A 23,367-nucleotide genomic window follows, 5' to 3' on the forward strand; every position below is an offset into this window, starting at 1 on the left:
GTTATTCGTTATACGTAAGCGGTAGTGTAATCTCAAAATTAGCTCCACGCTTATCATCAACAACTTTTACAGTACCGTTATGCAATTGTGCAGCCCATCTTGCAATAGACAAACCCAATCCTGTTCCACCAGACTCAGTTCCAATACCTTGACTTCCCTTAACAAATTTTCGGAAAATATCAGCCCTATCCTCCTTAGGAATCTGGTTTCCAAAATTAATAACATTACAAACTAAAGTATTCTTCTCATGATTCGATTTTGCTGTTATAAGAATCTTAGTATTGTCTGCAGAATGTTTAATAGAATTAGAAACAACATTAGTAAACAATTGCGATAGGCGATTTTTGTCTCCAACAAGCGTAATATCATTTTCAACATTAAGACTTATATGATGATTATGCCCAGCATCCGCTATTTCTATAGGTTCAACAATACTGTTAAGAAAATCTTTAAAATCGAACTCTGTAATAACAAGACTTTCTGCACCAGCTTCTACTCTAGACAAATCGAGTAGAAAAGTAATTAAATCAGCCAACTTGTGAATCTGATTTAGAATAGCCTCCATATTCGACGGTGTTGGCTCTACAACTCCATCAGCAAGATTTTCTACCATAGCTTGTAATGCGCTAACAGGTGTTCTAAGCTCGTGGCTTACATTGGCTATAAGGTCACGCCTCATATTATCAGCATGCTCTAGTTCTTCAGCCATTTCGTTAAAAGCTAGAGTTAATTTTCCAACCTCGTCTTTTCTATTCTCAATCTGAACTCGTACGGAATAATCTCCATCCGCCATCGCTTCGGAAGCATCTCGCATTTGTCTAAGCGGAGCAGTTAACCCTCTGGAAAATGCGTAAGTTATACCTAGCGCTACAGCTAGCGTTATAGGCATTGCAATCCATCCGCTCAACCCAACTTTTAGAAGAAACCAAGCCATTACAAATGCTATAGCTGTTGCAACAACAATAATCGCAGATAATTCACCTTTTAAAGACGCAAAAAATCCTATAAAACGATTAGGGTGCAAAGTAGATTGCGAAGTGGCATTAGAAAAAGAATCGACTTTACCTACTTTATCAACAGAATTGTTATTGTTATTTTTATTATTTCTAGTTAAATATTTGGTCATAATCTTCATCAGGTGGCTCAAAAGCATAACCTATTCCATGTATTGTGCGAATCCAAGAAGAACCAATTTTACGTCTTAAAGATTTAACATGTGAATCAACAGTTCTAGTTCCAGAAGCATCTGGCCAATCCCAAACTTCTTCTAAAAGTGTTTCTCGTTTTAAAACATCATGAGGATGCTTTGCAAAAGTAGTCAATAAAGAAAATTCAGTAGGAGTAAAATGAATTTCTTTACCGTTAAGAGTAACAAGCCTCTGTCTAGGGTCAATAATCAAATCTCCAAACTTAAACAGAGCGTTATATTGCGCTCTGTTTGCGATTAGAGTAGCTCTTTCAACTCTACGCAAAATAGCAGCGCATCTTGCAATAAGCTCTCTAGGAGAAAACGGTTTAGTAACATAATCGTCTGCTCCAGCGCTTAATCCAGCAAGTTTATCCGACTCAGCATCTCTAGCTGTAAGCATCAGCACAGGAATAGGACATCTAGATACTATTCTGCGAGTCGCCTCAATGCCGTCCATAACAGGAAGCATAACATCCATAATTATAAGATCAGGCTTTAAGGTTAAAGCAGCTTTAACAGCAGACACTCCATCAGAAACAACTCTAGCCTTCCAACCTCTAGCAACAATACGTTGCGCAATAGCTGTGGCTAAATCTGGCTCATCCTCTACAACAAGAATTGTTCGAGGAACACCTTTTTCTGATGGAGTGTCCAACATTTTAACCTAATTCAGATTCCTAACTTAAGTTATTAATTATCAACTAACTACTTGCTGACTGGCTTAAGGAACACAGCTCCAAGTGCTGGAACAGTAATCCTTGCAGAATATGGTCTTGAATGATATTCTTCAGCAGCAGCAGTAAATGTGCCATTGTGAATATCAGAACCACAATACTTAGCATCGTCGGTTGTAAGAACTTCTTCCCATTGACCGCCCTTAGGCAATGCCACCTGGTAATCTTGCCAAGCCTGACCAGAGAAGTTAACAACCACAACAATTTCTTCACCGTTATCACCAATACGAATGTAGCTTAAAGTGTTGTGATCAGAATCGTCGCTAGTAAGCCACTGGAATCCGTCTGGCGTAAAGTCTTGGCTCCAGAATGCTCTAGAACTCTTATACAAAGCGTTAAGATCTGCTACCAGCTTTTGCACACCTTGATGGAACGGCCATTGAAGCTCGTGCCAATTAAGCGAGTTATTGAAGTTCCACTCGCAAGACTGACCAATTTCACCGCCCATAAACAGGAGGTTCTTTCCTGGGTGAGACCACTGATATGCCAAAAGTGCGCGAAGACCAGCAAATTGCTGCCATTCGTCTCCAGGCATCTTTCCAAGAAGAGATCCCTTGCCATACACAACTTCATCGTGGCTCAAAGGCAACACATAATGTTCGGAATATGCGTAAACCATAGAGAATGTGATTTCATTGTGATGCCAACGACGATTAATCGGCTCTTCCTTAAGGTATTGCAAAGTGTCGTGCATCCAACCCATGTTCCACTTTAAGCCAAAGCCCAAGCCGCCCATATCTGTAGGAGCAGTAACACCTTGGTATGCGGTGGACTCTTCTGCAATCATCATAATTCCAGGATTATTCTTGTATGCAGTAGCGTTCGCTTCCTTAATAAAGTCAATAGCCTCAAGGTTTTCGCGTCCACCATACATGTTTGGACGCCATTGACCAGCTTCACGGCTGTAATCCAAGTAGAGCATAGAAGACACGGCATCTACTCGCAAAGCATCAACGTGATACTCGCTAAGCCAGAAGCATGCGTTAGCAACCAAGAAGTTACGAACCTCGTGACGACCAAAGTTAAATATGTACGTTCCCCAATCTGGGTGCTCTCCGCGAAGAGGATCAGGATCCTCATAAAGCGCAGTGCCATCAAATCTACCCAAAGCAAAATCATCCTTAGGGAAGTGTGCAGGAACCCAATCCATAATCACACCAATTCCAGCCTTGTGTAGTTTATTTACCAAGTACTTAAAGTCGTCTGGGCTTCCAAGCCTAGAGTCAACAGCATAATAACCAGTCACCTGATAACCCCAAGAACCAGAGAATGGGTACTGGGTAAGAGGCATAAACTCAACGTGAGTAAAGCCTTCTTGCTGAACATAGTCAACCAAGTGATCTGCAAGCTCGCGATAATTATCGTAATCGCGATTCCAGCTATTTGCCTGAACCTCATAAATACTCACAGGACCATCGTGAGCATTAGTCTTTGCACGATGTTCAAGCCATTCATTATCGTGCCACTTAAACTCGGAATCAACAACAACAGACCCAGTATTAGGTGGAAGCTCGTGAGAGCGCTCCATAGGATCTGCCTTCATAATCCAGTTTCCAGCTTGAGTCATAATCTCAAACTTATAAACTTCGCCTGCGCCAACTCCTGGAATGAAAAGCTCCCAAATACCGCTAGAGCCAAGAGAACGCATTGCGTGACGGCGACCATTCCAATAGTTAAAGTTACCAACAACTCTTACAGCGCGTGCGTTTGGTGCCCACACCGTAAAAGCAGTTCCAGTAACTTTCTTAACCATCTTTCCTGTTTCTGGGCTAACAAGACCCCAAGAATCGGTAATGCTTTTAACATGAGCGCCTAAAGCTTCCCAAAGTCTTTCGTGTCTGCCTTCACCAAACAGATACATGTCCATATCGCCAATCTGAGGCAAGTAACGGTACGGATCATCATCTACAGACTCAGTTCCATCCACTTCCACAGTGCGGACACGATAGCTAGGAACAGACCACTCTTTGCTCTTAGAATGCTTTGTTGCAGGAACAACAGCAGTAAAAATACCGTTGTATTCGTGCTGGGCTTCGTATTCTCCGCCCTTAGTAAGAATGGTTACCTTCTTGGCCATTGGTCGCAATACGCGAACCGTGGCAGTACCAGCGCCTTTGCCAGTTCCGAGATGTCCACCAAGGACCTCGTGTGGATTGTAGTATTCTGCGTTGCTGACCGCAGCAAGCACGTCCTGACGAACAGCCACTGCGATTGCATCTTCATTGATGTTAGATACTGTACTCATGTTGTCTATCATACAACATTATTTGCGTATGTCTTGTGTGTTTTGGGCAAAGTTTGACTAATCAGTCAAAAAAATAGCTTTTTGAGCATCAAGTCGTTGCCTTATGGGAAACTGAAATGAGTTTTTCTGTGCATACGGAGGGTTCTGTGGGTTATCAAGTCGGCGATATGGTCGTCTATCCTCGTCACGGTGCGGCTCGAGTCGAGGAAATTAGTGAACGCACTGTCAAAGGTATTACTAGGCAATACTTACGCTTAGTTGTATTGTCTTCAGATGGTTTAGAGATTAATGTTCCAGTAGACAATGTCAAAAAAGTTGGCGTTCGAGATATTGTAGGCGCAAAAGAAGTTGCTAAAGTTTTTGAAATTTTGCGCACTCCTATTCTCGAAAAAGAAATGAATTGGTCTCGTAGATATAAGCTTAATGTTGAGAAAATCGCTACTGGCGATGTTAACAAGATTGCAGAAGTTGTTAGAGATTTATCTCAGCGAGATGTAGACGAACATGGTTTGTCTGCAGGAGAAAAGCGTATGCTTGCACGCGCTCGCAGTATTCTTATCTCGGAAATTGCGTTATCTGAAAAGATTGACGAAGAGCAGGCAGAACGCTTACTAAATGTGAATCTTGGATATTCTGATCCTCTACCTGGAGATGAGCAACACCATACTCAGGCTCCAGAAGAAGCTGCTGCGGATACACTTAGATTGCTTGCCGAAAGGTCTAAAAAATCTAAAAAGAAATAGGACATAAAAAAGTCACCTCCTAAGTTGTAAAAATTTAGGAGGTGACTTTTTATTCTTTATTTATAACTTTTTATATCTTCTTATATTTTTTTATATCTTCTGATTGTTTTTATTTTTCAGATTTACTTTCCAGGATCCTGCTGACCTTCGTTAGACCTACTTGGATCTGGTTTAGAAATTGTAGGCTTTTCTGTAATAGGTTTATTTTGCTGAGAGCCTTCGTGCTTTCCCAACTCTTTTCTCATGTTAATCGTAGCTTTACCAGCATTGTCAATGTCTTCGCAAATTTTCATAACCCATTTTCTTAAATCGGTTGCATATGTTGGCATGAGCTCGTTAACCCACATTACAGACGTGTAGCTTCTTCCAGCTGTTCCAGTCAAAATGCTTATGTCAGTATTATTTCGTTGACTGTTGTTGATTATTACGTCAAATTTTCTTTCTTCTATTAGCTTCTGGAATTTGTCCACATTAGCCTTATCAATAGCATCGTCTTGAGCAGCCTGAGTAGCATACTCTTTAGGAGTAGAATCCTCTATATTCATATCTGACATAAGCCAGAAAAGAATAGGATTAGTTGACGCATATTTTAAGTTTTTGTGATCTTTGCCAAACTTTTCAATATATTCGTCAAGATTTTTTTCTTGAGATTTAACAGTATTAAGTCTTTTAGCAAAAATCTTCTTCTTTGATGGAAGAATCTTAGAGAAAACGTCACAAATATTAGACGCCATAGCACTTCTCGCATCTTTGGACAACCATAAATAAGGATTATCACCATTTAGAGCGCCCACTGTAGAAGCAGCATTTACTGTTTCGCTCTTTTTAGATAAGTGTTTTGCAATCCAACTGTCATATCCAGCTCCGTTAGAAATCACAACTTGTGCATCATAAAGTTTTTGCAAGTCCTTACTAGATGGCTTAAATGAGGACGAATCAACATCTGGCTTGTCTATTATTGACTTAACAACAACATCGTTGCCTCCGATTTCTCTGGCTAAACTTGCCCAAGATTCAAGTGTGGAAACAACTTTAATTTGTTTAATTTCTTTTTTTGGATGCGTTGTCTTTTCAGAAGATTGTGAATTTGCACCGCACCCAGCAATGCCAATCAACATTGACGGCACAATTACGCAAGCTAAAATCGCTTTGCATATTTTCTTTGCGCGACTTAAATGAAAAGTATTTTCGCACATCTTTGCGCCCCTTCCGTAAACAGCATGCACGTATAAAAGTGTGGTACTGCTAATAAATTGTATTGCTAATAATAAATACCATTCTATTATTAATATCCTGTTATTAGTAGTTGTGTCGCACACCTCTATACCTCACGATAGCCTATCCATACGAATAGCATACGAGTACGAATTGTGTTAGATGATTATGTGAGTTGAACATGAGAATTAACATACGAGTTGGGGAGTGAATCATGGTTGTTGTACTAGACGGAAAAGCACTAGCCGCAAGTATTAAAAGCGACTTAAAAAATAGAGTAGAAAAGCTTAAAGAAAAAGGCATTAATCCAGGACTTGGAACGCTTTTAGTTGGAAGTGACCCTGGGTCGTTGAAATATGTTGCCGGTAAGCATCGCGATTGTGAAGAAGTGGGAATTAATTCTATTCGTTGTGATCTGCCTGAAGATGCTAGTGAAGATGAAATTCTTGCTGCTGTCGAAAAATTAAATAATGACCCTTCTTGCACAGGTTTTATAGTGCAATTGCCTTTGCCAAAAGGCGTTGATTCCCAGAAGATTATTGAGGCAGTAGACCCTGCAAAAGATTGCGACGGAATGCACCCATACAATTTAGGCGAGCTGGTTATGCATATTTCGGGAGATATTGTTACTCCGTTGCCTTGCACACCGCGAGGGATTTTGGCGCTTTTAGACGCTTATAACATTAATCTTGAGGGCAAAAATGTGTGCGTTCTTGGACGAGGAATCACTGTTGGACGAACAATTGGGCTGCTTCTTACGCGCAGGGGAGTTGATGCAACTGTAACATTGTGCCACACGCGTACGCGTGATTTGCATGATATTATGATGCGCTCCGACGTTATTATTGCGGCAATGGGCAGTGCGGGGTTTGTAAAGCCGTGCGATGTTAAGCCTGGAGCTGTGTTGGTTGATGTTGGCGTATCGCGCGTTTTCGATGAAGAAGTGGGCAGATATCGCGTAAAAGGCGATGTAGATGTTGCTTGTAGAGAAGTCGCGGGAGCGTATTCGCCAAATCCTGGTGGAGTGGGACCAATGACTCGCGCAATGCTATTGGCTAATGTTGTTGACATGGCTGAGCGCGCAGCTAGTGGCAAGTAGGTGTTAAGTAGCAAATATCAAGTAGCGCGACACGCCCGAAGTAAAACGGCGTTTTTGGCTATGCCTGTATATAACATTGACAGAGCGCGTGCATAGTGCGCGTGCAAAAGTCATAATTTAATATCGAGTAATATCCACCCCAAGAAGAAACCACTAATAAGTAATGGCAGAGAATAATAACGAAGTCGCCAAGGTTGCGATTAATGATATTGGCACCGAAGAAGACTTCATCAAGGCAGTCGATTCAACCATCAAGAATTTTGATGATGGTGATTTAGTTGAAGGTACCGTCGTAAAGATTGATCACGACGAAGTATTATTGGATATCGGCTACAAAACTGAAGGTGTAATCCCTTCCCGTGAACTTTCCATCAAGAAAGACGTTGATCCAGATGATGTTGTTGAAGTTGGCGACACCATCGAAGCCCTTGTTGTCACTAAGGAAGACAAGGAAGGACGTCTTATTCTCTCCAAGAAGCGTGCACAGTACGAGCGTGCTTGGGGTGATATTGAGAAGATCAAGGATGCAGACGGCATTGTTGAAGGTACCGTTATTGAGGCTGTTAAGGGCGGCTTGATTGTTGACATCGGTTTGCGCGGCTTCTTGCCAGCTTCCCTCGTTGAAATGCGTCGCGTTCGCGATCTTTCCCCATACATTGGTCAAAAGATTAAGGCTAAGATTCTTGAGCTCGATAAGAATCGCAACAATGTTGTGCTTTCTCGTCGTCAATTCCTCGAGGAAACCCAGTCCGAAGTTCGCGAGACCTTCCTTTCGCAGCTTAAGAAGGGTCAGATTCGTGAAGGCGTTGTGTCTTCTATCGTGAACTTCGGCGCATTCGTTGATCTCGGCGGTGTTGACGGTCTCATTCATGTTTCCGAGCTTTCTTGGAAGCATATCGATCACCCATCCGAGGTTGTTAAGGTTGGCGATAAGGTTACCGTTGAGGTTCTCGACGTTGATCTCGATCGCGAACGCATCTCCCTCTCCCTTAAGGCAACTCAGGAAGATCCATGGCAGCGCTTCGCTCGCACCCATGTTCCTGGACAGGTTGTTAAGGGCAAGGTCACCAAGATTGTTCAGTTCGGTGTGTTCATCTCCGTTGAAGACGGCATCGAAGGCTTGGTTCACATTTCCGAGCTTGCTAACCGTCATGTAGAGAACCCAGAAACTGTTGTTAAGGGTGGCGAAGAAGTATTCGTTAAGGTTATTGACGTAGATCTCGATCGTCGTCGTATCTCGCTCTCCTTGAAGCAGGCTAACGAGGCTGTTGATCCAAATTCTGAAGATTTCGATCCAGCTCTTTACGGCATGCCAGCTGAGTATGACGAAGAAGGAAACTACAAGTATCCAGAAGGCTTCGATCCAAACACTAACGAGTGGATTGCTGGTTACGAGCAGCAGCGCGAAGAGTGGGAAGCACAGTATGCAGCAGCTCACGAATTGTGGGAGCAGCACAAGGTGTTCGCCGCTAAGGAACTCGCAGCTGCAGCAGAATCCGCAGCCGCTGATGGTCAGAACGAAGAAGCTGAAAAGAAGCCAGCTAAGGAAGAAAAGAAGGAAGAAGTTGCTTCCAACTATTCTTCTGAAGCAGCTAACGAAGGTGCTTTAGCTGATTCCGATCAGCTCGCAGCTTTGCGCGAACAGCTTTTGAGCGAAAAGAAGTAGTTTCTACTTTCTACTAGAAGCTTATTAACAATTGCCCTGGTGAGTGATCATCGGGGCAATTTTGTAATTAAATATGGGTACAATCAATTTTCTTTTAAGAATCGTGATTATATGATGCTTTTAAACATTAATCATAATTATTAAAAGGATTGGTGAAGATTATGAGCACGTTTGATAACAATCAGCAAAATGCTCAGTTCCCTTCGTACGATGGGAATAGTGAGGAGAACGCTAAAGCAACTTTAGTAAGCTCGCGCAATAAAATTGTTGCAGGTTTGCTAGCGATTTTCTTAGGCACATTAGGTATTCACAATTTTTATCTTGGTTTTAAGACTAAGGCGATTGCACAGCTGCTTATTTCTGTTCTTTCCTTTGGGTTCCTATTGATTATTACTGGAATATGGGCATTGGTTGAGGGTATTTTGATTCTTTGCTCAAAGCCTGGAACTAAGTGGCACAAAGATGCTGATGGTGCCGAGTTAAAGGATTAAAAATAAATATTTAGTATTAAGATTTATAAGTAATTTTACAAATAAAAGATGCGTTTTAGAATTCAATTTCCAAAACGCATCTTTTAAAAAATAATAAATTATAGTGATTGAGTAAATATAAGCGGAAGTATTTAGAAGAATAATTTTATGAAGAATATTGAAATTAAAAAATTAGATTATTTAGAAGCCAAAGATAATATGAATATGCTTTTAGATTTATATCTAAAAGCATTCCCTAAAGAACTAGATCGTATAGATAATGTTCGTGAACGCATATTAGATAGTTTGAAAAATAGCAATAGTGCGCTTTTACTTGTTGCTACTATGAATAATCGTATTATCGGTGTTTTATATGGCATAGAATTATTACAAGATAATTGGTATGCGAATCAAATTAAGCCATTTTTATCAGAAAATTATGATTGGTTCAATCAAAGCTTAGAGTTAAATGAGTTGTTTGTAGACCCTGAGTTTCAACATTTAGGCGTTGGCAGTGCGCTTATGAAGAAAGTCGAAAATCTTAAATTATATAAGACAATAATTTTATCTACAGAAAAAGATAACAATGCTGTTGCTTTAGATTTTTATAACAAGCTTGGATACAGTTTATTAACTGATAATTGGAAATCTTATTACGGACCTATTTACTGCGTGCTATATAAGAAGTTTTAGTAGGCTCAATGAAAACTTGCGCTACTGTGCGAAATGTATCGTTTATAATCAAAATATGACAATGATGCGGATTGCGGTAACGGGCGGAATTGCGGCTGGAAAATCTACTGTAGTAAACCATTTGCGTTCGCTTGGCGCGTTTGTTATTGATTACGATGTTTTAGCGCATAAAGTAGTGGAACCGGGAAGCGCAGTCTTGCAGAAAATCGTAAGCATTTTTGGGGAAAATGCCGTTAAGAATGATGGCTCTTTAAATCGTGCGTTTATTGCAGAGCGTATTTTTGGGGATGATGTAAATCATAAGCAAGCGTTAAGTAAGATTGAGTCGCTTATTCATCCTGCTATTTATGATTTAGCGAAGATTTTAGAAGGCGAGTATATAAGCGGGTATGTTAATAAAATTTCTGAAGAAAATCACAGTGCTGAAGAAAATCACAGTGCACTAGGCAGTATGAGCTCGATTATTGTGCACGATATTCCGCTTCTCGCGCAAGTAATTGACAGCATTCCATTTAGTTTTGACCATATTATTACAGTTGAAGCACCTAAAGATGTTCGCATTGCGCGAATGATAAACGAGCGCAAAATGAGTCAGAATCAGGCGGAGCAGCGCATAAATAATCAAGTTGAAGAGATCGCTAGAAGAAAAATTGCGGATTTTGTGGTTGATTCTACAAAGCCTATGGAAGTTATGCTTAAAAGCGTTGACTCAAAAATTAAAACGTGGATTCGTGGGGAGCATTAGAGACCCAAAGGAAAAGTCGCAAGCAACCGCGCGATTGTTGGGTTTTAGTAAAATAAATAAAATGCTTTTGGAGAAGAATAATGTCGAATAAAATTCAGCGCACAAACAAGCCTTTTGTAGTAAAAGCGCCATACAAGCCTTCTGGCGATCAGCCGCAAGCAATCGACGAGTTGGCAAATCGCATTGAAAACGGCGAAAACGATGTTGTTTTAATGGGTGCTACGGGCACGGGTAAAACTGCTACAACCGCTTGGCTAATTGAGCGTTTGCAACGACCGACACTTATTATTGAGCCGAATAAAACTCTTGCAGCTCAGCTTTGCGCGGAGTTTCGCGAGCTTATGCCAGATAATGCTGTGAGCTATTTTGTGTCTTACTACGATTACTATCAGCCGGAAGCGTACATTCCGCAAACAGACACGTATATTGAAAAAGACTCGAATATTAATGACGATGTTGAGCGTCTTCGTCACGCAGCTACAGCGAATTTGCTTACGCGCAGGGATTGCGTTGTTGTTGCTACTGTTTCGTGCATTTATGGACTCGGTACTCCAGAGGAGTATGCCGAGCGAATGCTTATGCTGAGTGTTGGGGATCAGCTTGAACGAGACGATTTATTACGTCAATTTGTTAGCATGCAATACAAGCGCAATGACATTGCGTTTACGCGCGGAACTTTTAGAGTGCGAGGCGACACGGTTGAGATTATTCCTGTGTACGAAGAATTGGCTGTGCGAATTGAGTTCTTCGGTGACGAAATCGACAGAATTACAATGCTGCATCCGCTTACAGGAGAAGTGATTCGCCAGGAGAGTAGCGTTCATATTTTTCCAGCATCTCACTATATTGCGGGTCCTGAGCGCATGGAGCGCGCGTTGGAGGCGATTGAGTCGGAGCTTGGCGAGAGAGTAGCGCAACTTAAAAAGCAGAATAAATTGCTGGAAGCTCAGCGTTTGGAAATGCGAACTACGTATGATTTGGAAATGCTTCGACAAGTTGGAGTTTGCCCAGGGGTTGAAAATTATTCTAGGCATTTTGACGGACGTGATGCAGGCACGCCTCCGCATACTCTGCTTGACTTTTTCCCAGACGATTTTTTGCTTGTTTTAGACGAATCGCATGTAACAGTGCCGCAAATTGGAGCTATGTATGAGGGAGACGCTTCGCGCAAAAGAACTCTTGTAGAGCATGGTTTTAGGCTGCCTTCGGCAATGGATAATCGACCGTTAAAGTGGAAAGAATTTTTGGAGCATGTTGGTCAAACTGTGTATCTTTCTGCAACGCCTGGAGATTACGAGCTTGGGCTTTCGGATGGTGTAGTTGAGCAGATTATTAGGCCTACAGGTTTGCTTGACCCTAAGATTGAGGTTAGGCCCGTGGAAGGGCAGGTTGACGATTTGCTTGCGGAAATCAAGGCGCGTGTGGCAAAAGATGAGCGCGTGCTTGTTACTACGCTTACAAAGAAAATGGCGGAGGACTTAACTGATTACTTCCTTGAGCTTGGTATTAAAGTTGAGTACTTGCATTCGGATGTTGATACTTTGCGCAGAGTGGAGCTTTTGCGCGAGCTTCGCGAAGGCAAAATTGATGTGATTGTTGGCATTAATTTGCTTCGTGAGGGTTTGGATTTGCCGGAAGTTTCGCTTGTTGCGATTTTGGATGCAGATAAGGAAGGCTTCTTAAGATCTTACCGTTCGCTTATTCAGACGATTGGCCGCGCTGCGCGTAACGTTTCTGGAACTGTTCTTATGTATGCGGATGCTGTTACGGATGCTATGAGCAAGGCGATTAGCGAGACGGAGAGGCGTCGCGAAAAGCAAATCACGTATAACAAGGCGCATGGAATTGACCCTAAACCTTTGCGAAAGAAGATTAGCGATGTGAACGATATGCTCGCTAAAGAGGATGTTGATACGCAAACTTTGCTAGCAGGCGGTTACAGGAATGCTAATAAGGCTGGGAACTCGCATTATGGCGTGCCAAAAGAGCCGAATCTTGGGCAGCAAAGCAAAGAAAAGCGCATGGCGAATATTTCGGCCTTGCCGCAAGATGAGATTATGTCGCTGATTAAAAATTTGAGCGAGCAGATGCATGTTGCTGCAGAACAGTTGCAATTCGAGCTTGCAGCGCGTTTGCGCGACGAAATCCGCGATCTAAAGAAAGAGTTGCGGCAAATGGATGCGGCTAATAAGTGAGCTAATAAATAGTTTCGCACTAATCGTGAGTTAATCGTGCCGTGCGCGCGTATATGAAACGCGATTAAAAAATTTTTAAGAGTTTTATTGTTGCAAGCTAGTGTAGTTGATTACTGTGAGCGTATTTTAGGCGTAAACTCAAGGTTTTATATACTCTGTTAGGGTATGTTTTTATGTTTTTTGATTTCGTAAATAGTATTTTTTATTTGTCTTAATTTTAATGAATTAGTGGTGTTTTTCTTGATTTTTGCCTACGGGGGGGGGGTATCTTAAGAGCTAACTAGCCATTTAGTGGCTGTGGCTGTATCAGGATTACGTGGTTATTCCGGCAGTCGAATTCTTCGCACGCGTAAACGTGAGAAGGAAGAAGAAAGGAAAAAGATTATGTTAAATAAGAAAGCGATTGCCGCATTCGCTGCCGGTGCCACACTCGTCTCCGGTTTAGCAATTGCCGCGCCTGCTATGGCAGAAAAACTAAATGCTAATTCTAGTCAGGGGCAACAGAATCAGCCTTCATTCCATGATAAGTTTGAGGCTAATAAGGCTTATGTGAATGCTTTGAATGGTAAAGACGCTAATGGTAATCCTGATACCATTACTGACTCTAAGCTTGAAGAGCTTAAGAAGATTGCTACTTCGAAGGATCCTGCTGCCACTAAGAAGCAGATAGAGGATCAAAAGACACCTGAAGAGAAGCGCAGTGAAGCATTCCGTGCTAAATTCTTGGCTAATAAGACTTATGTGAATGCTTTGGATGGTAAAGGTCCTGACGGTACTAAAAAGAGTTATACCAATGATGAGCTTAAGAATCTTAAGACCGTTGCTAATAGTCAGCAGAAGGAATCTGAAAAGGTATCCAAGAAGGCTGATAATGAGATTGCTGAGAAAGAAGCTTTGGCTAAGAAGGCTGATGCTGATGGCTTGCACTTCACTGCTGAGCTAATTCGTGATTCTAAGAGGTCTAAGCTTGATGTTTTAAAGAATCTGCTTACTGAAGCTGAGAAGTTGTCAAAATGGGCCACAGGTCTTAAGACTCGCGTGAAGAATGCAGGTCTTCCTAAGAGTGATACTGCTGAATTAACTAAGTATATTGATGATAATGCTTCTGGTGAGCATGAGGCTGTTGTTGATTATGTGAATTCTAAGATTGTTGAGTATCGTGTTAAGCATCTTGATGTTATTGGTTTGCATGAGCTTGCTGCTACTGTGCGTAAAAATTACGAACTCATTGGTTTTGATGCTGCGACTAAAGCGTTCTTTGATTCAACAATGAAATCAAAGCGTGATGAAGCTCAGTCTGCTTACGTTAATGGTAAGGCTGCTTTAGTTAAGAAAGCTAAAGCAGAGGGTCTTAATTTCGTTGCTAAGCAGATTGAAAAGTCTCAGTATAGTACTCTAGAAGCTCTTACTAATTTATTGGATCAGGCTGAGAAGGATCATGCTAAGGAATTCCATGATAAGTTTGAGGCTAATAAGGCTTATGTGAATGCTTTAGATGGTAAGAATCCTGATGGTACGGAGCATGGTTCTCCGTTTACTAAGGCTGAGCTTGATTATTTGCATAAGCTTGCTACCTCGAAGAATTTTGCTGGTGTTAAGTCTGATGCTGAGGATGCTTTAGTTGCTAGTGTTACTGCTGAGTTTAAAGGTTTGTCTTATGATAAGGCTAAGGCTTTGTATGAAAAGATTTCTAATGAAGTCAACTCTTTGAAGACTGTTACTAAGGATGGTAAGATTCCTGAGGTTGATGCTATTAGGCTTTCTGCTGCTCAGGCTGCGTTTAATGCTATTGCTAAGACTGCTGCTGAAACTGCTAATGCTATTGAGGAAGTAGCTAAGAAGGCTGAGCATAAGGGCTTGACTTTCGCTGCTAAGCAGATTCGTAAGGCTAAGACTGTTGAGGGTGCTCGTGCTTTGCTTGCTGAAGCTGAGAAGGGCAAGAAGCCGGAGCCAACTCCAGTTCCTCCTGCACCAGTTCCTCCTGCACCGGTTCCTCCTGCTCCGGTTCCAACTCCAACTCCAACCCCAACTCCTGTTCCGGAGCCAACTCCTGTTCCAGGAGGATTAACTCCTGTTACACCAGCTCCTGAGACTAATTCAGGTTCTCCAGTGTCTGAGAATGAGTCCGCTACTTTGGATAAGGGTGAGTTGAATGTTCAGGTTCAGGGTGCAAACTCTGATCTTGCTGCTGCAGGTAATGCTGCTGGTGTGGCTCAGGCTAAGGCTGATTTGAAGGCTGCTTTAGCTGCTGCTCAGAAGGTTGCTGCGGATCCTCATGCTACCCAGGCTCAGGTTGATGCTGCTGCTAGGAAGCTTGCTGCTGCTCGTAAGGGTTTGGCTGGTGCTAAGGCTCGTGCTGGCGAGGCTACTGGTGATAGTGGTAAGAAGAATAAGCTTGGTAATACTGGTAGTGCAGTGTCTGTAATTGGCATGTTTGCTGTTGTTGTTGCTGCTGCTGGTGTGACACTTTTCGCTGGTAAGCGTCGTGGTGTTTCTCGTCATTGCAACAAGTAGTAGCGTGTTAAGACTGGATTTTTAGTCTGGTTTTTATTGTTATTGATTGCCTCACTTCGTGATATTTTTCGCGGAGTGAGGCTTTCTGATATTAATACGGTTGGGATTGTATTAAATGTGACATGATATTTGGAAGTACGGTGCGTAAAAAGCATGATTGGTGTTTGTGATAAAAAATTTATTCTATTTTTGTTTGCGCGACGAGATACGCGATCTAAAGAAAGAGTTGCGTCAAATGGATGCGGCTAATAAGTGGCTAATAAGTGAGCATGATTAATCGTGAGTTAATCGTGCGAAATTTGTGTTTTCGTTTTGTGAAATGTTTGGAAAATAAGAGTTTTCGGTATAATTAATCGTGCGTTAATCGTGCGAAATTTGTGTTTTCGTTTTGTGAAATGTTTGGAAAATAAGAATTTGTATAATGTTGATTAGATTGTATTGGAGGATTATGTATGGAAAGTATAGATGAGATTTTCAATATGAGAGAGGACAATAGGGTAGAATTTAAGAAAGCTGAAAATGGATTCCCTAAATCATTTTGGGAGACATATTCAGCATTCGCAAATACTGATGGTGGAATTGTAGTTTTTGGATTCGATGAGAAAAACAATAAGGTAACCGGTGTTGCTAATCCGTATAGGCTTAGGGATGAATTATTTAATACAGTCAACAATCCTGGAAAAGTAAGTGCAAATATTATTTCGAATGATTCTGTAAAAATTGATATCTACAATGGACTAAATGTTTTAATAGTGGAAATTCCAGAAGCACATTATTCGTTAAAGCCAGTCTATCTAAATGCTAATCCTCGTGAAGCTTACGAAAGACTTGGTGAAGGGGACAGAAAACTATCAGAAGAAAGATATAAATCACTAGTAGTTGGATCTCAAAAAGAAACAGATAATTATTTGTTAGAAAAATATAATATTGACGATTTGAATTTTGATTCATTATTGAAATATAGGAATGAATTATATCTTCGCACAGGAAATGAAAAATATAAAAATATGGATTTTACAGATATGCTTATTGAAATAGGAGCGATGCGAAGAGATAGACAAGGAAATGGTAAATATCTTTTAACAGTTGGTGGATTGCTATTCTTTGGTAAATATAATTCTATAACTGATAGATTCCCGGGTTTTCAATTAGATTATTTTGAAAAGGAATCATCTTTGAGCACTATCTGGTTAGATAGAGTATCTTCTGGTGATGGTGAATATTCAGATATTAACGTATACGAATTCTTTAAAATCGTGTTGGATAAATTAAATTTAACAATTAAGGATGAGTTTTCTTTAGAAGAAGGCAGTAAGATTAGGGTTCCATACAAATCTGATTTGTTGACATCTCTTAGGGAAGCATTAGTAAATTCTCTAATGCATGCGTATTATGATTCAAACAAGCCTATAGTTATTACTGCGTATCCTGATTATTATGAATTTAAAAATCCTGGGAAGATGCGTATCACAATTGATGAATTTGTCCATGGCGGAACGTCTGATATTAGAAATCATACAATGTCTTCCATTATGAGACGAGTAGGAATATCTGAGAAAGCGGGCAGTGGTGGCCCGAGAATATTTGATATATCAGAAAAATACAATCTGAAAATTCCAGAAGTAATGAGAAATCAATATGATACATTTTTGAGAATTTGGAAAGTGGATTTGAAAAAATTTATAGAAGAGAAATATGATGGAGATAAGAGAAATATAATTCTTTATCTGATTGATAACATGTTTATAAGTAAAAGAGATGCTCAAAGTGAACTTTGCATAGATAGTTATCACTTTAGAGTGGCCATTAATGGTTTATTAGAAGATAAAGTTGTTGAATTTATAGGTAAAGGCAGATCTACTGTATATACCTTAAAAAAGAATACAGCTGAGTATGCTTATAGCATGAAAGGATTATTAAGACAAACAGAAGATTTTATGATTAATAATCATAAAAAGTCTTGAGTTGTAACGAGTTCTAGGACTTGTTTGTGTGAATATGTTTTATTACAATGCAGCTTAGATATTGGGTTATTAAGTACTTTGTCGAATTTAGACATTCTGTTTTCTTGATTAAAGAATGGAAGACCTATAATCTTGTATCCTCTTCCTAGAATATCGTTAATCTTGTAGTTGTTCTCAATCTGCCCTAAGAATTTTTCTTTCCACTCATCTTCAAATAAAAGTTGACTACCTTTAGGCTCAACATATGCTTGATATGTTTTAACATCCTTATACTCTTTCTCACGAATAAAGAGCAATAAATCAGGCTCAAAACGTTCGCCTGAATCAAACGAATAAATGGCAAGCTCAGGGATTCTCTCATTCCTAATAAGATAGTATTCAAGTCCTTTGGTGTGCTAGTGCTTGGCTTGTTTGTGTCTTCTTGAGCTGCCATAAATCGTAAGCGTACTAAACATTTTTGCTAGCACGGTGTTATTGTCTAATTTATAAAATTAAGGCTAGTAATTTGCAACAATCAACGTGCTCGCCTAGTTGTTTTTGTTTACACCTTCGCGATATTCATCTTATTTGCGTTATAAATGTTTTATGCGATTTTTATATGATTGACAAAATATATAAAGGAGATTATGCTATATATAGCATAAAATCGGGGGTTGGAAAATTGTTTGATGTGATTTTTTACAGTGATAAGGATGGTGATAAGCCAGTACGTGAGTTTATTAAAAGTTTAGACGTTAAGTTGCGAGCAAAGGTGGTTTCGGATTTGCACCGTTTGGAGATGCTAGGAAATGATGCAAGAGAACCACTTAGTAAGTATATTGGCAATCATATTTTTGAACTTCGCACTATTTTAGGTGGAAACATAGTGCGTATTTTATACTTTTTGACGCTAATGAGATTATTGTTGCCACCAATGGATTTGTTAAGAAACAGCAGAAAACTCCGCGTAGTGAAATAATATTAGCTATGCAGAGAAGGGCTGAATATTTTAATCGAAAGATAGGTTTGTGATGAAAAAGCAGGAGTTGCATGGAAGTCAGGAGTTGCAGGGAAAACGAATGAATGATTTGCATGAACTTACAAACGAGCTTATTAGGGATCCTGAATTCAAGAAAGAGTATGATGCTCTTCAGCCAGAAAGGGATTTAACTATGTCTCTTGTTATGGCAAGGAAAAAGGCTGGCATGACTCAGGCGGAGCTCTCGGCGAAAACAGGAATTAGTCAGTCTGATATTAGCAGGTTGGAAAATGGTTCAAGGAATCCAACTATTGCGCTTTTGAATCGTATTGCAAGTGCTTTGAATGCGACTTGTAGGATTGAGTTTGTGCAGAATAAGCAGGTTGCAAAGTAGTCTGGATGCCGTAAATTGCAAGCGCGTTAAGTATTTGCGTTAGTCAGCGTTAATGTCTAGATTCTAATAAATTAAGGCGGGTACTTGTAACACAATGTGCTCGCCTTGTTCATACAGTAAAGTCAAAAGAGTATGCAACTGTTTAAGAAATAAAATGACACATTTTTAAATCTACAGCTTTTTATTGATAAAAGTTTTAGCTTGTGGTTGTTTTAGGCTGACTTCTTGCTGTTTTGAGTGTGATTTGTCTTTTTTTTTTATTAGTTATAACTTATAAATTATCGATTTTTGTCATTAAATTTCACTTATAAGTGATAATCGTTGTATGTAGCATAAATTCTGGTAGATAATAAATACGGGTAGAATACGTTGTCATCAAGTGTGTTTGTATTTAATGGGTGCTTTAACGTAACAAAATAACTAAATAGCAGAATAAATTCTTCATCAAGGTATACAATTCGTGTGATAAGTTTAAGTAACTTACATAGGGAGAATTGAGATGCAAATTATTAAGTGGTTGTTTGTTCAATATAACAACAATCCAATTACAGAAACCTGTTATTGTATGTTGGGTATAACGGTTCTCTTGCTTATTATCCTTATCGTTACTTCTTTGTGCTTACATCATGTGAATCGACATTCACTACAATACAGATAGATTGGTTCATTATAATGATTATTACGTTATGTATTGTTGTAATGGTAGCTGCTTCTTTGCCTCTATTGGCTACTATATGCGAGCTTATTATTATTAATACACATGAAATACTTGTTAACAGTGCTAAAACTCCTAAATATAGAATGCGTCATGTAAGGAGCATAAGTGCTTATTCTAACACGGGGGGGGGGGTATGCGGTAAGCGCTCTTTGCATGATGAATCTGTAATATCTGTTGTTATTCCAGCGTATAATGAGGAAACTTCAATTAGTAAGTGCGTTATGTCTGTACTAACTCAAAGTTGGAAATATAAACAGATTATTATCGTAGATGATGGTTCAAAAGATAAAACATTTTCTGTACTGATTTCTTTACGAGATAAGTTTATAAATGATGCAAGTTTACAATCTTATTTCAGTAAAGATATTCCTTTAGATAAAATGATTTGTGTAGTTCATCAAGAAAATTCTGGTAAAAGTAAAGCAATTAATAATGCTGTTATGAACTATGCGATTGGTAAATATGTGATGATTCTTGATGCTGATTCTTCTCTAGGAATAGATGCATTACAAAATATGGTTCATAAATTTGACAAGAATTCAAAGCTGATTGCATGCGCAAGCAATGTACAGGTTTTTTCTCCCAAAAAGATTATTGAATTTATTCAGCAAATTGAGTATTTAATTTCTTATCGTCTTAAATCTGCCGAAGCTTTGCTTAACATGGAGTATATTATTGGTGGCGTAGGATCTACATTTAGAAAAGACGCTATGATTGAAGTGGGTCTATATGATACTGATTGCATTACAGAAGATTTAGATTTTACTATGAAGCTGATTATGCATTATGGAAACAAAAAATATCATTTTGGTTTTGCAAGTGATGTAATAACGTGGACTCCAGCGGTGCATAAATATATTCAGCTTTTTAGACAAAGATTACGTTGGAAGTATGGTCTTATACAGTCATTTTTTAAGTATAAGAATATTCTATTTAATATTAGACATGGTAAATACTGTCGTGCTCTATGTTGGTGGATATTTCCAAAAGCGATAATGGATCAGGTTGTACTAGTATTAACACCTTCATGGGTGATTATGATAATGATGTCTTCAGATTCAATAACAAAAGGTTTAATATTTTTCATATTCGTGTTGTCTGCTGTGTTGTTTGCTATAACAGTATCTATAGCAGAAAATGCTTATCTGGATTTTAAAAATAAGCTGCATATTTTTTTGTTGTCACCATTCGCATTTTTACTGTTAATAACAACTATAATTATTGATTTTGTATCTGTAATAGTTTGCATATTTAAAATAAGAGAGATAAAAAGAGGTAGCAAACGTGTATCTTGGGAGCACGTTGATAGATAAATAATCTTGTTTGAGAATTAATTGTGTGAGCGCCGCTAGCGTGATTAATAAGCGAGCGTAGCTAGTAGTGATTAATCGTGTTTAGTCGCAAGTCAATCGTGTTTAAATAAATTTTAATAAATGAGTGTTGCTAAGTGATAAGTGTGGCTAATAAATAGACACGATAAATAAATAGTCGCGAGTTTTATCTATAGGTCACAATTTGCTGGTACACTATTACTCGGAAAGTGGGTATTTTCCCATTTAAAAATAAACAAACAAGGAAACAGGCAGGCATTATGAGAAAAGCCAAAATTGTTGATACTATTGGACCAGCTACCGAATCGTTAGAGGGCATTACCAAGCTTGTTGAAGCTGGCATGGATGTTGCTCGCTTAAACCGTTCGCATGGCACTCCTGAAGATCATTTGCGCGTTTACAACAATGTGCGCGAAGCTTCAAAGACCACTGGTCGTAATGTTGCTGCTCTTGTTGATTTGCAGGGTCCAAAGATTCGTTGCGGCTGGTTCAAGAAGAACGCTGACGGCGAAGACAAGGTTTATTTGGAAGAAGGTCAAGAGTTCATTATCACCACAGACGATATTGAGGGTGATGAGCATCGCACTTCCACAACCTTCAAGGGTTTGCCAGGAGATTGCCACGCAGGCGATCCAATTTTGATTGATGATGGCAAGGTTCGTCTTGAGGTTACAAAGGTAGAAGGCAACGACGTACACACTAAGGTTGTTGTTGCTGGCCCAGTTTCTAGCCACAAGGGCATTAACCTTCCAGGCGTTGCCGTGTCTCTTCCAGCATTAACTGAAAAGGATGAGGCTGATCTTCGTTGGGCTATTCGCACGGGTGCAGACATTATTGCAATGTCCTTCGTGCGTTTTGCTACCGATATTGATCGCGCTCACGAAATCATGGACGAAGAAGGTCGCCGCATTCCAATCGTTGCAAAGATTGAGAAGCCACAGGCTGTTGCAAACTTGGAAGAGATTGTTAAGACCTTCGATGGCATTATGGTTGCTCGTGGAGATATGGCAGTGGAGATGCCACTTGAGCAGGTTCCACTCGTTACCAAGCGCTGCATTGAGCTTTCTCGCCAATACGCAAAGCCAGTAATCGTTGCTACCGAAGTTCTTGGATCTATGGTTAACTCTCCAGTTCCAACTCGTGCAGAGGCTTCTGACTGCGCTAACGCTGTTCTTGACGGCGCCGATGCAACTATGACCTCTAACGAGACTGCAGTTGGCAAGTATCCAGCAGTTACCGTTCAGACCATGTCCCGTATTTCTCAGTACGCTACTGAAAATGGTTATGATCGCATTCCAGCCGTGGAACTTGACATGTCTAGCACGGGTGCAGTTTCTTCTGCAGCTGTAGACTTGGCAGACAAGCTCAACGCTAAGGCGATTGTTGCTTACACTCAAACTGGTCGTACTGTTCATCGTATTTCTCGTGAACGCCCAGCTGCTCCAATCTACGGATTGACCAACAATGAGCACACTTATCACTGGTTGGCTTTGAGCTGGGGCACTGAAGGCTTCTTGATTAGCGAGGATTACCACGATATGAATCGTCACGATCTTATGATCTTCACCGACAAGGTTCTTCGTGAAGCTGGCAAGGTTGCTGACGGCGACAAGATTGTTGTTTTGAGCACTGCTCAGGGTGAGCGCCAGGCCGGTCGTACCGACTCTATTTACGTTCACACCGTTGGTGCTTGCGACTAATCGATAGCTAATTGCTAGCTGATTGCTAGTTAATCGTTAGTTTCTTAAACGCGCATCCTTTTGGGGTGCGCGTTTTTGTTTAGTGCGAATCTTGTGATTTCTCACGCTAGGATTTAACCTCGAAGTCGTCGATTCCCGCGTTTGTTTACCATTTGGGCCAAAAAGGGAACAAATGCGGGAATGAAAAGCGCTACGAGGATTAGGTGTGTCGTTTTGTGTGTAGTTTGTGTATCGTGCAAAATCGCGTGAGAGAGAAGATAACAAATATCCATTTGAGCGAACGAGGGAACAAACGCAGGAATGAAGATAACAAAAACGCCGCTTAGAATGTAAGCGGCTTTGTGCACGTGCCCCCGGTGAGACTCGAACTCACACTGCACAGATTTTGAGGCTGTTTCCTCTACCAATTGGGATACAGGGGCATCTTAAATTATCCGCGTTTTAACGCGACTTGATGACTATACCACATTTTGTAGAGTAATCAAATATACCGCGTGTTGCGCGCATGGAAAAGTCGCAAGCAACCGTGCGCCAAAAACCCAAAGTAAAATCAAAATAAATAAATATAAATCAAAACCGAATCAAAACAGAAATATTAATTTGCAAATTATTTAAGACTGGGTGTGTTGATGTAAGAATTTTGGTATAATTGCAACTTGCGCCTCTGTAGCTCAATGGATAGAGCAACGGCCTTCTAATCCGTTGGTTGCGCGTTCGAATCGCGTCGGGGGCACTTTGCTTTGCTCTTGTGTTATGTGAAAAATGTTTGTCACGTATTATGAAAAATAAGGAGC

17 protein-coding genes, 2 tRNA genes and 1 pseudogene are annotated in these 23,367 nt (G+C 40.2%); 14 read left to right on the forward strand and 6 right to left on the reverse strand.

Features of this window, described 5'->3' with window-relative positions:
- Position 1 precedes the first annotated feature (1 nt).
- The 3 genes from ACJV45_RS02225 to glgB are packed head-to-tail and all read right to left on the reverse strand — an operon-like array spanning position 2 to position 4,168.
- Positions 2-1,135, reverse strand: coding sequence for a sensor histidine kinase (locus ACJV45_RS02225; RefSeq protein WP_415703551.1), 1,134 nt, complete (start codon positions 1,133-1,135; stop codon positions 2-4).
- Positions 1,107-1,847: a response regulator transcription factor gene (locus ACJV45_RS02230; RefSeq protein ID WP_004123388.1), complete on the reverse strand. Its 741-nt coding sequence runs from the start codon at positions 1,845-1,847 to the stop codon at positions 1,107-1,109. The genes ACJV45_RS02225 and ACJV45_RS02230 overlap by 29 nt, the downstream gene beginning before the upstream one ends.
- 47 nt (positions 1,848-1,894) lie before the next feature.
- On the reverse strand, positions 1,895-4,168 hold the full coding sequence (glgB, locus tag ACJV45_RS02235; RefSeq protein WP_004122368.1) for a 1,4-alpha-glucan branching protein GlgB: 2,274 nt from the start codon (positions 4,166-4,168) through the stop codon (positions 1,895-1,897).
- A gap of 146 nt (positions 4,169-4,314) precedes the next feature.
- On the opposite strand from glgB, the gene ACJV45_RS02240 reads away from it, so the two are divergent.
- Positions 4,315-4,911, forward strand: a complete 597-nt coding sequence (locus tag ACJV45_RS02240; RefSeq protein ID WP_196218602.1) for a CarD family transcriptional regulator — start codon at positions 4,315-4,317, stop codon at positions 4,909-4,911.
- Between the two features lie 122 nt (positions 4,912-5,033).
- Here the strand turns inward: ACJV45_RS02240 and ACJV45_RS02245 are convergent, their stop codons facing one another.
- Complete coding sequence (locus ACJV45_RS02245; RefSeq protein ID WP_419397556.1) at positions 5,034-6,107, reverse strand: metal ABC transporter solute-binding protein, Zn/Mn family; 1,074 nt, start codon at positions 6,105-6,107, stop codon at positions 5,034-5,036.
- A 233-nt stretch (positions 6,108-6,340) separates the two neighbouring features.
- On the opposite strand from ACJV45_RS02245, the gene ACJV45_RS02250 reads away from it, so the two are divergent.
- From ACJV45_RS02250 to ACJV45_RS02285, 8 genes are all read left to right on the forward strand, one after another.
- Positions 6,341-7,225: a bifunctional methylenetetrahydrofolate dehydrogenase/methenyltetrahydrofolate cyclohydrolase gene (locus tag ACJV45_RS02250; RefSeq protein ID WP_004122914.1), complete on the forward strand. Its 885-nt coding sequence runs from the start codon at positions 6,341-6,343 to the stop codon at positions 7,223-7,225.
- Between the two features lie 163 nt (positions 7,226-7,388).
- Positions 7,389-8,891, forward strand: coding sequence for a 30S ribosomal protein S1 (gene rpsA / locus ACJV45_RS02255; RefSeq protein ID WP_004122912.1), 1,503 nt, complete (start codon positions 7,389-7,391; stop codon positions 8,889-8,891).
- Between the two features lie 161 nt (positions 8,892-9,052).
- Positions 9,053-9,382 carry a TM2 domain-containing protein gene (locus ACJV45_RS02260; RefSeq protein ID WP_004123395.1) on the forward strand — a complete coding sequence of 110 codons (330 nt, stop codon included), beginning with the start codon at positions 9,053-9,055 and terminating at the stop codon, positions 9,380-9,382.
- 147 nt (positions 9,383-9,529) lie between these two features.
- Positions 9,530-10,054 (forward strand): GNAT family N-acetyltransferase, encoded by a 525-nt coding sequence (locus ACJV45_RS02265; RefSeq protein ID WP_419397557.1) that lies wholly within the window; start codon positions 9,530-9,532, stop codon positions 10,052-10,054.
- Between the two features lie 55 nt (positions 10,055-10,109).
- On the forward strand, positions 10,110-10,799 hold the full coding sequence (gene coaE, locus ACJV45_RS02270) for a dephospho-CoA kinase (protein WP_419397558.1): 690 nt from the start codon (positions 10,110-10,112) through the stop codon (positions 10,797-10,799).
- A gap of 80 nt (positions 10,800-10,879) precedes the next feature.
- Positions 10,880-12,994 carry an excinuclease ABC subunit UvrB gene (gene uvrB, locus ACJV45_RS02275; RefSeq protein WP_419397559.1) on the forward strand — a complete coding sequence of 705 codons (2,115 nt, stop codon included), beginning with the start codon at positions 10,880-10,882 and terminating at the stop codon, positions 12,992-12,994.
- A gap of 384 nt (positions 12,995-13,378) precedes the next feature.
- Entirely contained in the window at positions 13,379-15,508 is a 2,130-nt protein-coding gene (locus tag ACJV45_RS02280) for a hypothetical protein (RefSeq protein ID WP_419397560.1), read from the forward strand.
- Between the two features lie 452 nt (positions 15,509-15,960).
- A complete protein-coding gene (locus ACJV45_RS02285) occupies positions 15,961-17,472 on the forward strand; it encodes an RNA-binding domain-containing protein (protein WP_419397561.1) in 1,512 nt (503 codons plus the stop codon).
- Here ACJV45_RS02285 and ACJV45_RS02290 read toward each other — a convergent pair.
- Positions 17,457-17,768 (reverse strand): hypothetical protein, encoded by a 312-nt coding sequence (locus ACJV45_RS02290; RefSeq protein WP_419397562.1) that lies wholly within the window; start codon positions 17,766-17,768, stop codon positions 17,457-17,459. The genes ACJV45_RS02285 and ACJV45_RS02290 overlap by 16 nt on opposite strands.
- Before the next feature lie 302 nt (positions 17,769-18,070).
- Here ACJV45_RS02290 and ACJV45_RS02295 point away from each other — a divergent pair.
- The 4 genes and pseudogenes from ACJV45_RS02295 to pyk all read left to right on the forward strand — a co-directional run bounded on the left by ACJV45_RS02295 (position 18,071) and on the right by pyk (position 22,573).
- Positions 18,071-18,483, forward strand: a pseudogene (locus tag ACJV45_RS02295) (type II toxin-antitoxin system RelE/ParE family toxin).
- Positions 18,483-18,824 carry a helix-turn-helix domain-containing protein gene (locus ACJV45_RS02300; protein ID WP_419397686.1) on the forward strand — a complete coding sequence of 114 codons (342 nt, stop codon included), beginning with the start codon at positions 18,483-18,485 and terminating at the stop codon, positions 18,822-18,824. Before ACJV45_RS02295 ends, ACJV45_RS02300 begins: the two are co-directional and overlap by 1 nt.
- A 699-nt stretch (positions 18,825-19,523) precedes the next feature.
- Positions 19,524-20,855 (forward strand): glycosyltransferase family 2 protein, encoded by a 1,332-nt coding sequence (locus ACJV45_RS02305; protein WP_419397563.1) that lies wholly within the window; start codon positions 19,524-19,526, stop codon positions 20,853-20,855.
- Between the two features lie 278 nt (positions 20,856-21,133).
- On the forward strand, positions 21,134-22,573 hold the full coding sequence (pyk, locus tag ACJV45_RS02310) for a pyruvate kinase (RefSeq protein ID WP_415685733.1): 1,440 nt from the start codon (positions 21,134-21,136) through the stop codon (positions 22,571-22,573).
- A 348-nt stretch (positions 22,574-22,921) separates the two neighbouring features.
- Here pyk and ACJV45_RS02315 read toward each other — a convergent pair.
- A tRNA-Leu gene (locus ACJV45_RS02315) sits at positions 22,922-22,995 on the reverse strand.
- 238 nt (positions 22,996-23,233) lie between these two features.
- On the opposite strand from ACJV45_RS02315, the gene ACJV45_RS02320 reads away from it, so the two are divergent.
- Positions 23,234-23,306: transfer RNA gene (locus tag ACJV45_RS02320), tRNA-Arg, on the forward strand.
- The last annotated feature ends 61 nt before the right edge of the window (positions 23,307-23,367 follow it).

The organism is Gardnerella lacydonensis (genome assembly GCF_048545055.1).
GTDB lineage: Bacteria > Actinomycetota > Actinomycetes > Actinomycetales > Bifidobacteriaceae > Bifidobacterium > Bifidobacterium vaginale_C.

What these genes read in the sequence shown, in the direction of transcription:
- ACJV45_RS02225 (WP_415703551.1), bottom strand. Translation starts at nt 1,135, where the DNA reads ATGAAGATTATGACCAAATATTTAACTAGAAATAATAAAAATAACAAT.
- ACJV45_RS02230 (WP_004123388.1), bottom strand. Translation starts at nt 1,847, where the DNA reads ATGTTGGACACTCCATCAGAAAAAGGTGTTCCTCGAACAATTCTTGTT.
- glgB (WP_004122368.1), bottom strand. Translation starts at nt 4,168, where the DNA reads ATGAGTACAGTATCTAACATCAATGAAGATGCAATCGCAGTGGCTGTT.
- ACJV45_RS02245 (WP_419397556.1), bottom strand. Translation starts at nt 6,107, where the DNA reads ATGTGCGAAAATACTTTTCATTTAAGTCGCGCAAAGAAAATATGCAAA.
- ACJV45_RS02250 (WP_004122914.1), top strand. Translation starts at nt 6,341, where the DNA reads ATGGTTGTTGTACTAGACGGAAAAGCACTAGCCGCAAGTATTAAAAGC.
- rpsA (WP_004122912.1), top strand. Translation starts at nt 7,389, where the DNA reads ATGGCAGAGAATAATAACGAAGTCGCCAAGGTTGCGATTAATGATATT.
- ACJV45_RS02260 (WP_004123395.1), top strand. Translation starts at nt 9,053, where the DNA reads ATGAGCACGTTTGATAACAATCAGCAAAATGCTCAGTTCCCTTCGTAC.
- ACJV45_RS02265 (WP_419397557.1), top strand. Translation starts at nt 9,530, where the DNA reads ATGAAGAATATTGAAATTAAAAAATTAGATTATTTAGAAGCCAAAGAT.
- coaE (WP_419397558.1), top strand. Translation starts at nt 10,110, where the DNA reads ATGACAATGATGCGGATTGCGGTAACGGGCGGAATTGCGGCTGGAAAA.
- uvrB (WP_419397559.1), top strand. Translation starts at nt 10,880, where the DNA reads ATGTCGAATAAAATTCAGCGCACAAACAAGCCTTTTGTAGTAAAAGCG.
- ACJV45_RS02280 (WP_419397560.1), top strand. Translation starts at nt 13,379, where the DNA reads ATGTTAAATAAGAAAGCGATTGCCGCATTCGCTGCCGGTGCCACACTC.
- ACJV45_RS02285 (WP_419397561.1), top strand. Translation starts at nt 15,961, where the DNA reads ATGGAAAGTATAGATGAGATTTTCAATATGAGAGAGGACAATAGGGTA.
- ACJV45_RS02300 (WP_419397686.1), top strand. Translation starts at nt 18,483, where the DNA reads ATGAAAAAGCAGGAGTTGCATGGAAGTCAGGAGTTGCAGGGAAAACGA.
- ACJV45_RS02305 (WP_419397563.1), top strand. Translation starts at nt 19,524, where the DNA reads ATGGTAGCTGCTTCTTTGCCTCTATTGGCTACTATATGCGAGCTTATT.
- pyk (WP_415685733.1), top strand. Translation starts at nt 21,134, where the DNA reads ATGAGAAAAGCCAAAATTGTTGATACTATTGGACCAGCTACCGAATCG.